This window comes from Streptomyces sp. WZ-12 (assembly GCF_028898845.1).
Classification (GTDB): domain Bacteria; phylum Actinomycetota; class Actinomycetes; order Streptomycetales; family Streptomycetaceae; genus Streptomyces.
In genome coordinates, this window is record NZ_CP118574.1 from 6,137,640 (window position 1) to 6,150,576 (window position 12,937).

Annotated in this window: 13 protein-coding genes and 1 tRNA gene; 5 read left to right on the plus strand and 9 right to left on the minus strand. The window is 74.3% G+C overall.

Going from position 1 to position 12,937, the window contains the following annotated elements; all coding sequences use genetic code 11:
- Window positions 1-173 precede the first annotated feature (173 nt).
- The gene (locus PV796_RS26515) at window positions 174-1,586 is read right to left on the minus strand and encodes a hypothetical protein (RefSeq protein ID WP_446750632.1); all 1,413 of its coding nucleotides are present in this window, start codon (window positions 1,584-1,586) and stop codon (window positions 174-176) included.
- A gap of 172 nt (window positions 1,587-1,758) precedes the next feature.
- On the opposite strand from PV796_RS26515, the gene PV796_RS26520 reads away from it, so the two are divergent.
- From PV796_RS26520 to PV796_RS26530, 3 genes are all read left to right on the plus strand, one after another.
- A tRNA-Val gene (locus tag PV796_RS26520) sits at window positions 1,759-1,833 on the plus strand.
- Between the two features lie 567 nt (window positions 1,834-2,400).
- Window positions 2,401-2,952: a DoxX family protein gene (locus tag PV796_RS26525; RefSeq protein WP_274915896.1), complete on the plus strand. Its 552-nt coding sequence runs from the start codon at window positions 2,401-2,403 to the stop codon at window positions 2,950-2,952.
- 83 nt (window positions 2,953-3,035) lie between these two features.
- Window positions 3,036-3,539 carry a VOC family protein gene (locus PV796_RS26530; protein WP_274915897.1) on the plus strand — a complete coding sequence of 168 codons (504 nt, stop codon included), beginning with the start codon at window positions 3,036-3,038 and terminating at the stop codon, window positions 3,537-3,539.
- 168 nt (window positions 3,540-3,707) lie between these two features.
- Here the strand turns inward: PV796_RS26530 and PV796_RS26535 are convergent, their stop codons facing one another.
- From PV796_RS26535 to PV796_RS26550, 4 genes are all read right to left on the minus strand, one after another.
- Window positions 3,708-4,556: an alpha/beta fold hydrolase gene (locus PV796_RS26535; protein ID WP_274915898.1), complete on the minus strand. Its 849-nt coding sequence runs from the start codon at window positions 4,554-4,556 to the stop codon at window positions 3,708-3,710.
- The gene (locus PV796_RS26540; RefSeq protein WP_274915899.1) at window positions 4,553-5,233 is read right to left on the minus strand and encodes a MarR family winged helix-turn-helix transcriptional regulator; all 681 of its coding nucleotides are present in this window, start codon (window positions 5,231-5,233) and stop codon (window positions 4,553-4,555) included. The genes PV796_RS26535 and PV796_RS26540 overlap by 4 nt, the downstream gene beginning before the upstream one ends.
- Window positions 5,234-5,388: 155 nt before the next feature.
- Entirely contained in the window at window positions 5,389-6,045 is a 657-nt protein-coding gene (locus PV796_RS26545; protein ID WP_274915900.1) for a nucleoside/nucleotide kinase family protein, read from the minus strand.
- 206 nt (window positions 6,046-6,251) lie between these two features.
- On the minus strand, window positions 6,252-7,415 hold the full coding sequence (locus tag PV796_RS26550; protein WP_274915901.1) for a class I SAM-dependent methyltransferase: 1,164 nt from the start codon (window positions 7,413-7,415) through the stop codon (window positions 6,252-6,254).
- 255 nt (window positions 7,416-7,670) lie between these two features.
- On the opposite strand from PV796_RS26550, the gene PV796_RS26555 reads away from it, so the two are divergent.
- The gene (locus PV796_RS26555) at window positions 7,671-8,606 is read left to right on the plus strand and encodes a universal stress protein (RefSeq protein ID WP_274915902.1); all 936 of its coding nucleotides are present in this window, start codon (window positions 7,671-7,673) and stop codon (window positions 8,604-8,606) included.
- A gap of 27 nt (window positions 8,607-8,633) precedes the next feature.
- Here the strand turns inward: PV796_RS26555 and PV796_RS26560 are convergent, their stop codons facing one another.
- The gene (locus tag PV796_RS26560; RefSeq protein WP_274915903.1) at window positions 8,634-9,266 is read right to left on the minus strand and encodes a DedA family protein; all 633 of its coding nucleotides are present in this window, start codon (window positions 9,264-9,266) and stop codon (window positions 8,634-8,636) included.
- Window positions 9,267-9,417: 151 nt separating this feature from the next.
- Window positions 9,418-9,882 carry a DoxX family protein gene (locus PV796_RS26565; RefSeq protein WP_274915904.1) on the minus strand — a complete coding sequence of 155 codons (465 nt, stop codon included), beginning with the start codon at window positions 9,880-9,882 and terminating at the stop codon, window positions 9,418-9,420.
- Window positions 9,883-10,191: 309 nt separating this feature from the next.
- On the opposite strand from PV796_RS26565, the gene PV796_RS26570 reads away from it, so the two are divergent.
- Complete coding sequence (locus tag PV796_RS26570; protein ID WP_274915905.1) at window positions 10,192-10,938, plus strand: ABC transporter permease; 747 nt, start codon at window positions 10,192-10,194, stop codon at window positions 10,936-10,938.
- 38 nt (window positions 10,939-10,976) lie between these two features.
- Here the strand turns inward: PV796_RS26570 and PV796_RS26575 are convergent, their stop codons facing one another.
- On the minus strand, window positions 10,977-11,639 hold the full coding sequence (locus PV796_RS26575; protein ID WP_274915906.1) for an HAD-IA family hydrolase: 663 nt from the start codon (window positions 11,637-11,639) through the stop codon (window positions 10,977-10,979).
- A gap of 275 nt (window positions 11,640-11,914) precedes the next feature.
- Window positions 11,915-12,904: a peptidoglycan-binding domain-containing protein gene (locus tag PV796_RS26580; RefSeq protein ID WP_274915907.1), complete on the minus strand. Its 990-nt coding sequence runs from the start codon at window positions 12,902-12,904 to the stop codon at window positions 11,915-11,917.
- Window positions 12,905-12,937: the final 33 nt, after the last annotated feature.

Below are 12,937 nucleotides of genomic sequence, written 5' to 3' on the forward strand. Positions count from 1 at the left end.
TAGTCACTCCGACTCCAGCATCGGGCACGGGCGCCGTTCATGCCATTGCGGACGGGAGGCGCGACGGGGCGCACGGCGGATGCATGACGGGACGCGCGACGGGCCTCACGACGCGACGCGCGCCGCGACGCTTCCCTCCCCACACCAATGGTGTGGGCGCGCGGCAGCCGGCCTCAGCGCGCGCCCGCGCCCCCGCCCCGCTGCTCCCGGATCCCCTGCACCACTCGGGCCGCCGTCTCCCGCACCGCCTCCGTCTCGGTCAGGAAGTGCCACCAGTCCGGGTGCCGCCCCTCCAGCCCCGCGACCGCGCGGTCCAACCGGGCCACCGCCTCGTCCAGCGGGCCGGCGTGCCGCGGATCGGGCGTGCTGCGCCCGGCCATCGCCAGCCGCTGCGCGTCCCGGATCGCGAAACGGGTCCGCTCGATCTCCTGCTGCCGGTCGGCCGCCACCGCGTCCAGCCGGCGCAGCCGGTCGCCGGCCGCCGACACCGCCTCGTCGGTGGAGTTCAGCAGCGCCCGCACCGTCGCCAACTGGCTGGTGGCGTCCGCCCAGCGCTGCTCCCCGCGGGCCTGCTCGCCCTCCCGGAGCGCGGCCCGGGCCCGCTCGACGGCGTCCACCGCCTGCTCCGGCACCTTCTGGAGGTCCTGCCAGCACGCCGCGCTGTACCGCCTCCGCAGCTCGCTGAGGACCGGGGCGACCTGCTGGGCACGGGTGGTGATCGCCTCCGCACGGGTGCGCAGCGACACCAGCCGCTTGTCGATCTCCGCCGCGGTCGCCGGCAGCCGCTCGGCCTCCGACCGGAGCGCCCCGGCCTGCCGCTGCACCTCCTCCGCGCGCCGGATCGTCTCCGGTACACCGTGCTGCGCGGCGCCCTGGTTGAGCTTGGTCAACTCGGGTCCGAGCGCCGCCAACCGGGCCGCCAGGTCGTCGGCCCGCAGAGCCTGCGCCCGCACCGCGTCCAGCGCGTTGCTCGCCGCCAGCAGCGCCTGCCGGGCCTGCTCGACGGCCGGCGCGACCCGCGCCAACTGGGTCTCGGCGTTCTCCAACAGCGGCGCGAGGCTCTGCGCGAACCAGTCCAGCTCCGACCGGACCCGCTCCAGCTCCTCGCGGGCCCGCGTCAGATCCGCCCGCGCCCGCGCCAGCGCCGCGCCGTCGATGTCGTCCCGATCGAGATCATGGGAGTCGACCGCGGTGATGTACCCCTGGCTGACCTGGTCGATCCGCGCCCCGAAGCTCTGGTACTCGGCCGCGGCCTGCCGGCCCCGCGGCGAGTTGTCGACGGCGGTGACCGTCTCCACCGAGATCGCAAGGTCCCGGTGAGCGGTGTCGAGGTCGTAGAACGCGGCCGCCGCGGCGTCCTTGGCGGCCTGCGCATCGGCCCGCTGGCTCTCCCCACGCCCCCCGAACCACCGCCGGGTGCCGCCCCCGGCGAACGCCATCGGTGCCACCGCCACCAGCAGCGGCAACGGCAACAGCACCAGCCCCACCAACTCCCGGGCCGTCTGCCGGACCTGGCTCCCGCGGGCGCGACGACGGTCCCGCCGCCCGGACGGCCGCGACCACGGCTCCATGTGTGTCCCCGTCACATCCCTCTCCCGATCGGATCGCCCCAGGACCGGCTGACATTCTCCCACCCACCTGAACGAACATCCCGCCCGCAGAGTTCACGCCCACCCACCACGGCCCCCGCGCGCCCGCTGCCCCACGGCCGGGTTTGCAGGTCCGCCCCCGCGGCAAGGTAGTCTGTCGGCTCGTCCAGGGCGCATAGCTCAGCGGTAGAGCGCTGCTCTTACAAAGCAGATGTCGGCGGTTCAAATCCGTCTGTGCCCACCAGTCAAAACGCCCCCGTGGAGATCTCTCCGCGGGGGCGTTGACGGTAGATCTTGACGGCAGTCCCTGCTCCGGACGCCCTCGCCGGCACCGACGTCATCGAGGCCCAGGCCCCCATGGGGACCTGGGCCTTCGTCCTTCCTGTGCCCACCGCGTGGCCCCCCTCCGCGGCCGGCCTCGCGCGCCCGCCGATCAACCGGTCAGAGGCCGTGCGCCTCCAAGGCCCGCGCGCTTCCAGGCTCCGCACGCTTCCAAGATCCGTACGACCCCAAGATCCGTGCGCCGTCAGGGTCTGTATCTGTATGCCTTCGGCGCGCGCGGGCTTCAACGCTCGCAGGGCCTCAACTCTCCTGTATTGGCGTGCTGTTGGGCCTCCGGTGTGCCTGGAGCCGAGGGGTGTTCCGGTTCCGGGGGGAGGGTGGAATGCGCCGATTGATCCTTGGGGGTTTCTGCCTGCATGTGTATCGTGGAGCGTGAGGCTTGAACTTTCAAGTAAATTGCTTGGGAGTGGTTACGCGACGGTCCGCGTGGGCGGTCCGTCGGACGGTTCGGATGGAATGAGCGTTTGTCATGACAACCTCCCACAGTGCGTCCGCGGCCGAGCCTGCCGGTGTCGCGGTGCGGTATGCCCCTTCTCTGCACGGCTATGACGTCGGGCTGCTGGTGCTGCGGCTGGTCCTCGGGCTGACCATGGCGGCGCACGGTACGCAGAAGCTGTTCGGCTGGTTCGGCGGCGGCGGGCTGGACGGCACCGCGAAGTTCTTCACGGCGAGCGGCTACCCGTCGGGCAAGGTGATGGCGGTGTGCGCCGGTCTCACCGAGACGCTCGGCGGGCTCGGGCTGGTGCTCGGGCTGCTCACGCCGCTGGCCGCCGCGGCGGTGGTCGGCACGATGATCAATGCGCTGGCGGTGAAGTGGGGCGGCGGCTTCTTCGCGCCCGAGGGCGTGGAGTACGAGCTGCTGCTCGTCACCGGGGCGGCCGCGCTGGCGCTGACCGGGCCCGGCCGCTACGCCGTCGACCGCTTCCTGCCCGTACTGCGCGCGCACCGGCTGGTGTACGGCGCGGGTGCGCTCGTTCTGGCCGTGGTGTTCGCGGCGGTTGTGTTGGTGCTCCGCAAGTGAGGTCCGAGCCCCCGGGAGCCGGGGGCCCGACCGCGGCGGTGGCGAAGGGGCGGGGAACGAGTTGAGGGAAGATCGGAGGATCGATGTCCGTACGGCGGCTCAATCATGCGGTGTTGTACATCCGTGAGGTGGCGCGGTCGGTGGCGTTCTACACCGAGGTGCTCGGGTTCACGGTGGACGTGGAGATTCCGGGGCGGGCGGCCTTTCTGAGCGCGCCCGGTTCGCAGAACGACCACGACCTGGGGCTGTTCGCGGTGGGGCGGGACGCGCCCGGGCCGGAGGGCGGCCGGATCGGGCTCTACCACCTGGCCTGGGAGGTCGGGACGTTGGGTGACCTGGCGGCAGTCGGGGCGCGGCTGCGGGAGCGGGGCGCGCTGGTCGGCGCCAGTGATCACCTCGTCTCCAAGTCGCTCTATGCCCGGGACCCGGACGGGAACGAGTTCGAGGTGATGTGGCGGGTGCCGAAGGAGGACTGGCCGGGGCCGGAGGACGGGGCGGCCCGGGTGCTGCCGCTCGACCTCGCCGCGGAGTTGGAGCGTTGGGGCCCCGATCTGCTGACGGGCGCGGCGGCCGGCTCGGCCACCTGAGACGTCGCAGGGGTGGGACCGGCTGACCCCTTGGACGTGCCGTGGCTCCCCCGGGAACCAGGCGCGACGCGGGAGTTGGTCGGGCCCCGGAAGCCAGTCACGCCCCCGGAGTCGGCCAGGCCCCGGGGGTCGGCTGTGCCCGGCCCCCGGAGCCTGGCCCGCTCCGTGTCAGAGCGCCAGGGATGACAGGAAGGCGTGGAGCTCCTGGTCGAAGTGCGGGGTGTTCTCCAGGTTGACCATGTGGCCGGCGCCGGGGATGCGTATGCGGCGGGCGCCGGGGACCCGTAGCGCTATCGCATGGGCGTTGGCGGAGATGTCGGTGGAGTCGAGGTCGCCGTCGAGGACGGTGGTCGGCACCCGGATCTCGCCGAGGCGGTCGAACGCCCCGACCTCCTGCGGCATGCCCACGCCCACGCCGTCCGCGTGCACCTCCACATTGGCGCACGCGGAGGCGCGCATCCGCTCCCGGAAGCCGGGGTACACCGCCGAGGGCGCGCGGTACGGCCCGTCCACCCACATCCGCAGGAAGTGCTCCACATAGCGCTCCGCGCCGTCCGGTGCGCCGATCGCGGCGACCTGTTCCCGGATGTGCTCCAGGACGAAGGGGTCGGTGAAGGCGCGACCGCTGATCCCGGGGGAGGCGAGGAACAGGGCCGTGACCCGGTCCGGGTGGGCGAGCGCGGTGTCCAGCGCGACCCTGGAGCCGTGCGAGAGGCCGACCAGGACGGCGCGCGGTATGTCGAGCGCGTCCAACAGCGCGACCAGGTCGTCGTGGTTGGCCCAGTCGCCGGTCACCGTGGAGGAGAGGCCGTGGCCGCGGGAGTCGTAACGGACCACCCGCAGGCCGGAGTTCACCAACCAGGCGAACTGCTCGTCCCACATGTGCTGGTCGAGCATCCCGCCGTGCAGCAGCACCACCGCGGGCCCCGAGCCGGCCGTCTCGTAGAACAACTCGCCGTCGTCGACAGGCACGGTGTCGTTGTCGATCTCGGACCATGCCTGGAAGTCGTGGGTCACTGCGCGGGCCGTTCTGTGGGGGACGGGTGGTCGGTCGGACGGGTGGGCGCCGGGGGCCGATGCCCGATTGTGGGCGGTATGGCGGCCGGTGTGGCGTCCGGGGCCGCGGCGTCCCGCTTTTCGGGATTGCCGCTTTCCTCCGAGGGAACGCGCGAGCCGTCCGCCAAGTGCCGGAATTCCTCGCCGAGCCGGTCCAGGACGCGCAGCGCCGTGCGGACCTCGCCGCTCGACAGGTCGGCCAGGCCGCGGCGGAGCTCCGCGGCCTCGGCGTCCTGTATGCCGCGCATCACCTCCGCGCCCTCGTCGGTGAGTCGGATCAGGGACGAGCGGCGATGCTCGGGATTGGGGGCCGTCACGACCAGGCCCAGCTCCGCCGCGTGGTTCACCCAGCGCTGCACCGGCTGTCGGTCCAGCCCCAGTGAGCGCGCCAACTGCGGGACGGTGCGCGGACCCTGAGCGCGCAGCGCGTCGAGCAGGGCGTGCTCGCCGGCGGTCATGCCGGTGCCTTCGAGCTCGCGCTCCACCGCGCGCACGATCGTCCGGTGCAGCGGCCACAGTCGCCGGATGACGTCGTACAGCAGGTCCTCGGTCGCGCCGGGACCGCCGTCGGCGTCGACGTGGTGACCGGTCCGGCCGCGCGGTTCGCGCGGACCGGAACTCCCTTCGATGGTGCTCATGATGAACCCCCCTCATCGACACTCATATTGTCATGATGACATCTTCGATGTCGTTTCGGAAGGCGTGTGGAAAACCGCGCGGAACCGCCGTCGGGTGCGGAACGGCGGTGCGGCGGTGCGGAGTTGGCGCGGGGGTGGGACGCCGGTGGGGCGGGTCAGTCGTCCAGCGGGAGCGGGGCCTCGTCGTCGGTGAACGTGACGACGAGGTCGGCGCGCGGCCGGGTGGCGGCCACGAGGCGGGCGTTGGCCTCGTCGGAGGTGCGCACGAAGTCCTCGGCGTCGGTGCGCAGTCGACCGAACCGCTCGTGCCGGTCGATCAGCCGCCGCACCCGCTCCGGGCCGTCCAGCTCGATGTACCAGACCTCGTCGAGGAGTTCACGGATCCCCGCCCAGGGGTCGGAGTGCAGCAGGAGGTAGTTGCCCTCGGTGATGACGAGCGGGATGTGCGGCGCCACGGGGATGCTGCCGGCGACCGGCTCCTCCAGGCGGCGGTCGAACGCCGGGGCGTAGACGGGCGTGCCGGATTCGGGGGCGCGCAGCCGGGCCAACAGTGAGGCGTAGCCGGCGGGGTCGAAGGTGTCCGGCGCGCCCTTGCGCTCCGTGCGGCCCAGGCGGCGTAGTTCCGCCTCGGCGAGGTGGAAGCCGTCCATGGGGACGAGCGCGGCCTGGCCGGTCAATTCCGCCGCCAGCCGGACGGCGAGGGTGGACTTTCCGGCGCCCGGCGGCCCGGCTATGCCGAGCAGCCGGCGCCGGCCGGGCGTCGCGGAGGCGGCGAGACGGCGGGCACGGGCCACGAGGTCGTCGAGGTTCATGATGGGTCCATCGTGCCTGATCGGCCGGGGTGGCCACCGGGTGGCCGACCGGACCGTACGGGCGGGACCCGCTGCGCCCGGTGTGCGATCAGGGGCATCGGTGGTGTGTCCTCCCTGGACCTCCCCCCGTTACTGACGAGCCGTCGCCCCGTCAGTAACGGGACGCGCCCCCGCCCGTCAGCAACGCTCCCGCGCCTCCGCCTCGTTCACCGTTCCGCGCCCAGGCGCCACAGGGACGTGACCTCCGCGGCGCGGGCCACGTGGAGCGGGTCGGAGGTGTCGCGGGCGCGCGGGTGGCGGGGCGCGATGTCAAGCCGGTCGAGGACGGTGAGGCCGCCCACGGCGAACGCGTCGAGCAGCGCGGCGCGCGGCCGCAGTCCGAGGTGTTCGGCCAGGTCGGAGAGGATCAGCCAGCCCTCGCCGCCCGGGGTCAGATGGTCGGCCAGACCGGCCAGGAAGCCGTGCAGCATCCGGTTGCCGGGGTCGTAGACCGCGCGCTCCACGGGGGAGGTGGGCTTGGCCGGCACCCACGGGGGGTTGCAGACGACGAGCGGGGCGCGGCCGGCCGGGAAGAGGTCCGCCTCGATGATCTCCACCCGGTCCGCGACGCCCAGCCGTTCGGTGTTCTCCCGGGCGCAGGCCAGGGCGCGCGGATCCTGGTCGGTGGCCACCACCCGTTGGACGCCGCGGCGGGCCAGCACCGACGCCAGGACGCCGGTGCCGGTGCCGATGTCGAACGCCAGCTCCCGGCCGGGCAGCGGGGCCTCGGCGACCAGGTCGACGTACTCGCCGCGGGCCGGGGAGAAGACGCCGTAGTGCGGATGGATCCGGTCGCCCCCGAGGGCGGGGATCTCCACGCCCTTGCGGCGCCATTCGTCGGCGCCGATCACGCCGAGCAGCTCCCGTAGGGAGACCAGGGAGGCGGTGTCCCCGGTGGCGCCGGCGGGCAACTCGGCCTCGTCGGGGGCGCCGTAGGCCCGGGCGCACGCCTCGCGGACGTCGGGCGCCCGGTGCAGCGGGACGGCCAACCGCGCGTCCAAGGGGATCAGCAGCATGCCCAGGATGCGGGCGCGCTGGTTCTGGGCGGCGCGGTGCAGGTGGAACGCCTGGGTGACGTCGGCCGGCGGCGCCTTGCGCGGGCGGCGGTCCACCCGGCGGGCCAGCGCGGTCAACAACTGGCGGGCGTTGTGGAAGTCGCCGCGCCACAGGAGCGCGGTGCCCTCGCAGGCGAGCCGGTAGGCGTCATCGGCCCGGGTGCGGTCGTCCGCGAGGGCGATCCGGTGGGGCGGCCGGGCGCCGTTCTCGGAACGCCAACGGGCGGTGTGGACCTGGTCGTCCTCGGTCCATTCGACGACCGGGGGGTGGTTCACCACGGTGTGCCTCGCGTCAGTGGTTCGAAACCCGCGCCCTGGTGCCGCCGGGTGCGGCAGCGCGCCCTGGGGAGAGGGGTGGGGTGGTGATGACGTTCGACTCTACTCGGTTCCGGGGGCGGGCCCTTCGGCCCTGCCCCGCCCGTGGGCGCGGGAGCAGGATGGGGATAGCCGGTCAAATGGCGTGCAGTACGGTCAGATCGGTCGTACTCGGGCGAGACGCCCGCGTATACGGGTTCAAGGGTGGAGGAGTGTATGGGCAGCTTGCCGGTCATCGTCGGCGTGGACGGATCCCCGGACAGTGAGCGGGCGTTGCGCTGGGCGGCCGACGCGGCCCGGGCACGGTCGGCGCCCCTACGGGTGGTGCATGTGTGGCCGTATGCCACCGCCGAGCGCGCCGCGGCCGGTGAACGGGGCGGCGACCCGGTCCTGGCCGACCTCCAGGACCGGCCCTACCTCGCGGACCTGCCGGACGTGGAGTTCCGCGGCCTGAGCGGACTGGCCGACAACCAACTGCCCGCCCTCGGGGCCGAGGGGCAACTGCTCGTCCTGGGATCGCGGGGCCGCGGCGGCTTCACCAGTCTGCTGCTCGGCTCCAACGGGCTGGCCTGCGCCGCCCGCTCCGCCTGCCCGGTCGTGGTGGTGCCGCGGCCGGACCGCGCCGGCACTCGGCAGGGCCCGGACGGCGAGGCGGTGCCGCCGGCCGTGCGGCGGGTGACCCTCGGCGTGGACGCGTCCTCCGACGAGCCCGCCGCGATCGGCTTCGCGGTCGCCGAGGCCGCGCGGCGGGGCGCCCGCCTCCAGGTCGTCTCCGGCTACACCTGGCCGATGCTGCTGCCGCCCGCCTTCGAGTACGCGGCGGTCTACGAGGCCACGCAGGAGGAGTACGAGGACGCCCTCGGCGTCCAGTTGGTGGACGCGCTCGCGCCGCACCGGGCCCGCCACCCCGAGGTCGAGGTGACCGTGCAACTGCGTGCCGAGGACGCCGCCGGGCAGTTGGTGGCGGCGTCCGTGGCGAGCGATCTGGTCGTGGTGGCCCGGCATCGGCGCCGGCTGCCGATCGGCCCGCGGCTCGGGTCGGTGGCGCACGCGGTGCTGCTGCACGCGGTCTGCCCGGTCGCCGTGGTGCCGGAGACCAGCGACGAGGACGCGGCCGACGCCCCGGCCGACGACGGGGATTCCGCGGCCTGAGGCGGGCGCGTGGCGGGCGGCCGCCGGTCAGTGCGCCGCGGTCTCCCGCTCCGGGCGGCGGACGACGTAGGCGGCCACCGAGCCGGCGACGAAGAGCGCGAGGACGGAGAGGGCGGTGCTCACCCAGGAGGCGCCGAGCCACTGCCCGCCGAAATAGCCCAGGCTGACGCTGTACGCCGCCCATATCAGGCCGGCCAGTGCCGACCAGGGGAGGAACTCGCGCACCGTCCGGTGGGCCACCCCGGCGCCCAGGCTGACCACGGAGCGCCCGGCGGGCGCGAAACGGGCCAGCACGACGATGGAGCCGCCGCCCCGGGTGAGCGCCGCGCCCAACCGCGCCTGGGCCGCGGACAGCCGCCGGGAGCGGCCGATGGCGCGGTCGAAGCGGTCGCCGCCGCGCCAGGCCAGCCGGTAGGCGACCAGGTCGCCGAGGACCGAGGCGGTGGCGGCGCAGAGCACCAAGGAGGCCATTTCGGCCAGGTGGTTGGCGCCGGGGGAGGCGACGTCGGCGGCGGTGCCGGAACCGGCGGCGGTGGTGGCCGCGGTGATCACCAGGACCCCGCTCGGCAGGATCGGGACGAAGACGTCGAGGACCACGGAGAGGCCGACGATCACGTACACCCAAGGGGTGCCGCTCAGCGACCCCAGGCTCTCCACCATCGTCTTGCTCCCGGTCCGGACCCCGCCGCGACGTCGCTCAGGCGCGGCAGGGGCGGCACTACGGCCATACAGCGTACGCCTGGCCGAAACGGACCGGTGGGCCGGGGCGGGCAGCGGCCCGCCCCGGCCCACCGCCGGTGTCAGGAGAGCGTCAGGCGGCGCTCGGCTCCCGCGTGGCGGCCGGTTCCGGCCGCTGCTCCGGGGAGCCGAAGAAGAGCCGGTCCAGCGCCCAGGAGCCGGGGCCGGTGAAGACGATCAGCAGGAAGGCCCAGCAGAACATCGCGGCCGCCTCGCCGCCGTTCTGGATCGGCCACAGCGCGTGCGGCTGGTGCATCGTGAAGTAGGCGTAGGCCATCGAGCCGGAGCTGATGAGGGCCGCCGGGCGGGTGCCCAGGCCCAGCAACACCAGGAGGCCGCCGGCGAATTGGATGACCGCGGCGTACCAGGCGGGCCAGGCGCCGGCGGGGACGGAGTGGCCGTTGCCCATCGCGCCACCGAGGACGCCGAAGAGCGAGGACGCCCCGTGGCAGGCGAAGAGCAGTCCGACGACGATCCGGTAGAGCGCCAGGACGTGCGGGGTCGTTCGCTGGGTGAAGGAGCTCAAGGGAGCGGACATCTGGGACTCCTGTTGTCGGGGACGAGCGGGCGCGGGGGACGACGCGCCCGCCGGAGTCTTGTAGATTAGGGGAACCTAATTAATGCTTGCAAGTTCAACATTCCGCATCAAAGGCGGAGCTATTGGTCCGAACCAATGCACTTGTTGGGGTGCGTGCGGTGCGCGGCGCCGCCGGCGCCACTGAGTCGTGGCGCGCGCCCCTTCCCTGCTCCTGTCGCCCGATGTGCCGGCGTGGGCTTCGTGCGGGCGACGGGGGGCGCGCGAAGAGGCCGTCTCACCAGGGCGTGACCGCCGGCCTACAGTGAGCGCGTGCTGCTGCCGGTCAACCCCACCCTGGGGATCGTCCTCGCCGTCCTCCTCGTCGCCGCGGTGGCCGCCGCCGCGGTGGCCCGCCTCGGCCACGCCCGCGCGATCGCCCTCGCCGGCCTGCGCGCGGCCGCCCAACTCGCCGCCGTCTCCTACCTCATCGGCTGGGTCGTGCACGCCCTGCCGTGGCTGCTGTGCTTCCTGGTGCTGATGTTTGCGGTGGCGGTCCGCACGGCGGGCCGCCGGATCACCGCCAACCGCACCTGGTGGTGGGCCGCGGTGCCGATCGCCGCCGGGGTGCTGCCGGTCGTCTGGGTGCTGCTGCTCACCGGCCTGGTGCCGCCGCGCGGCCTCAGTCTGATCCCGGTCGTCGGCATCCTCATCGGTGGCGCGCTGACCGCCACCGTCCTCGGCGGCCGGCGGGCGCTGGACGAACTCCACTCGCGCCACGGGGAGTTCGAGGCGGGGCTGGCGCTCGGCCTACTGGAGCGGGAGGCGCGCATGGAGGTGGCCCGGCCGGCCGCGTCCGACGCGCTGCTGCCGGGGCTCGACCAGACCCGCACGGTGGGTCTGGTGACCCTTCCCGGGGCGTTCGTCGGCATGCTGTTGGGCGGCGCCTCGCCCGTACAGGCCGGTGCCGTGCAACTCTTCGTCCTGGTAGCGCTGTTGGCCGTACAGGCGGTGTCCTGCGCGGTGGTCCTGGAGCTGATAGCCCGCGGGCTGCTCCACCGGGCGCCGACGGGCGGCTGACCGGGCGCGCACGCCGGAGTACGCGCCCCTGGGGCGTCTCAGCCCGTGATGCGCACCGCGATGCCGCCGTCCACCAGGGCCTCGATGCGGATCTGGGTCAGGTCGTGGACGTGCGCGGTGGGTGTGAACCGGGCGGCGCGGTCGCCGACCCCGACGACCCGCATGCCGGCGGCCCGGCCGGCCTCGATGCCCGCTTCGGAGTCCTCGAAGACCAGGCAGTCCTCGGGCGCGAACCCCAGCTCGGCGGCGCCCTTCAGGAAGCCCTCCGGGTCCGGCTTGCTGGCGCTCACCGACTCCGCGGTGATCCGCACCTCGGGCATGGTCAGCCCGGCCGCGCCCATCCGGGCGTCGGCCAGCGCGCGGTCGGCGGAGGTGACCAGGGCGTGCGGGAGGCGGGCCAGCGCGGCCATGAAGGCGGGCGCGCCCGGCACCGGCACCACGCCCTCGGTGTCGGCGGTCTCCTGGGCCAGCATCAGGCGGTTGTCCGCCAGGTTCTGCTCCATGGGGCGGTCCGGCAGCAGCGCCGCCATCGTGGCCCAGCCCTGCCGCCCGTGGACGACCTTGAGGACGTCCTCCGCCGGCAGCCCCTGCTCGGCCGCCCAGCGCCGCCAGCAGCGCTCCACCACGGCCTCGGAGTTCACGATCGTCGAGTCCATGTCCAGCAGCAGTGCGCGGGCTGTGAGCGTGGTGGTGGCCGTCATCGGCGGGCTCCTGGGCGCGGAGGGCTGGCAGCGGACTGTCAGGCGGCGGAAAAGAGAACAAGTGGCCCCGCCCGCCGGTCAGGGGGTGCGGGCGGAACCACTTTGTTTTTTCACGATACAAAAAGCCCGGGGGCAGCGACAACCGCACACCGCCCCGGAACGGCATGGCATTCGTCACGGCCCGGGGGAGAGGTCCGTCCGCGGCGCCCGCCGGCCGCACCCGATGACGCGTGCCCGACGGCCCCGGGCGCGCACCTGGTGAGGGGTCTCCCGGCTCACGGTTGCACGGTGCGGGCCTCCAGGGACGCGCGGGTGGCCGGCCCGTAGACGCCGTCCGGATCACCGTGCACCCCGTAGGTCTCCTGGTAGCGCGCCACCGCGTCCCGCACGGTGGCGCCGTAACGGCCGTCCGCCGCCCCCGTATAGAGCGCCGTCTGCCGCAGGCGCCCCTGGAGCTCCACCACCTCCGGGCCGCTGGAGCCCTCGCGGAGCACGATCGGCCCGGTGGGCGCTGGGCTGGGGGAGGTGCCGCCCGAAGGGGCCGCGACGCTGCCGGACGCCCGTACGGGAGGGGGTGTCGGCGGGACCCGCGTCCGGTAGGGGCGGGGCGTGACGCCGGGCGGCCGGCGGGAGCGCGAGGTGGCGGGGGAGGGGCGGTCGGAGGTCGGCGCGGAGGTGACGGGGGTCGGGACGACCGTGGTGGGCGCCCAGGAACCACGGTCCGGGGGCGCCGCGCGGTCGCGCCCGCCCACCGGGAGCGCGACGGTGCCGATGACGATCGCCGCGACGGCCACGGCGGCGCCGGTGCCGGCCCATACGGCGGGGCGGGGGCGGCGGGGGCCGGGGACGGCGGGCACTTCCGGGCCGGGCCCGGAGGGCGGTGGGGGCGCCGCGCCTTCCGGGGGCGGTACGGGCGTGCTCGCGCCCTTTGGGGGCGCGTCGGAGGAGAGGAAGGTCTCGGATGTCGGCCCCGTGGGGCACGGCGCCCGGTGGACCGCGGCGTCCACACCCGGGAGGTCCGCCAACTCCTCCCGCCGGTCCCGCCAACCGCCCGGCGGGGCACCGGCGCCGTTTCGCCGGTCGTCCCCGCTTTCCCGACCTCCGCCGGCCTCCCCGTCCGGCTCGTGGGGGTGCTCCCGTAAGGAGACGTACGGGCGGATGCGCAGCGGATCGAAGTCCTCCGCCTCGACCGCCGCGCACAGACAGGTCGGCCGGCCGTCCCCGCGTACCGGGGCGAAGCAGTGCGGGCAGGTGGCTGCTGCCATCGCGAGGTCCCCTCTCTGGAGGCGTGAACCGGC

What these genes read in the sequence shown, in the direction of transcription:
- PV796_RS26525 (WP_274915896.1), top strand. Translation starts at nt 2,401, where the DNA reads ATGACAACCTCCCACAGTGCGTCCGCGGCCGAGCCTGCCGGTGTCGCG.
- PV796_RS26530 (WP_274915897.1), top strand. Translation starts at nt 3,036, where the DNA reads ATGTCCGTACGGCGGCTCAATCATGCGGTGTTGTACATCCGTGAGGTG.
- PV796_RS26540 (WP_274915899.1), bottom strand. Translation starts at nt 5,233, where the DNA reads ATGAGCACCATCGAAGGGAGTTCCGGTCCGCGCGAACCGCGCGGCCGG.
- PV796_RS26545 (WP_274915900.1), bottom strand. Translation starts at nt 6,045, where the DNA reads ATGAACCTCGACGACCTCGTGGCCCGTGCCCGCCGTCTCGCCGCCTCC.
- PV796_RS26555 (WP_274915902.1), top strand. Translation starts at nt 7,671, where the DNA reads ATGGGCAGCTTGCCGGTCATCGTCGGCGTGGACGGATCCCCGGACAGT.
- PV796_RS26560 (WP_274915903.1), bottom strand. Translation starts at nt 9,266, where the DNA reads ATGGTGGAGAGCCTGGGGTCGCTGAGCGGCACCCCTTGGGTGTACGTG.
- PV796_RS26565 (WP_274915904.1), bottom strand. Translation starts at nt 9,882, where the DNA reads ATGTCCGCTCCCTTGAGCTCCTTCACCCAGCGAACGACCCCGCACGTC.
- PV796_RS26575 (WP_274915906.1), bottom strand. Translation starts at nt 11,639, where the DNA reads ATGACGGCCACCACCACGCTCACAGCCCGCGCACTGCTGCTGGACATG.
- PV796_RS26580 (WP_274915907.1), bottom strand. Translation starts at nt 12,904, where the DNA reads ATGGCAGCAGCCACCTGCCCGCACTGCTTCGCCCCGGTACGCGGGGAC.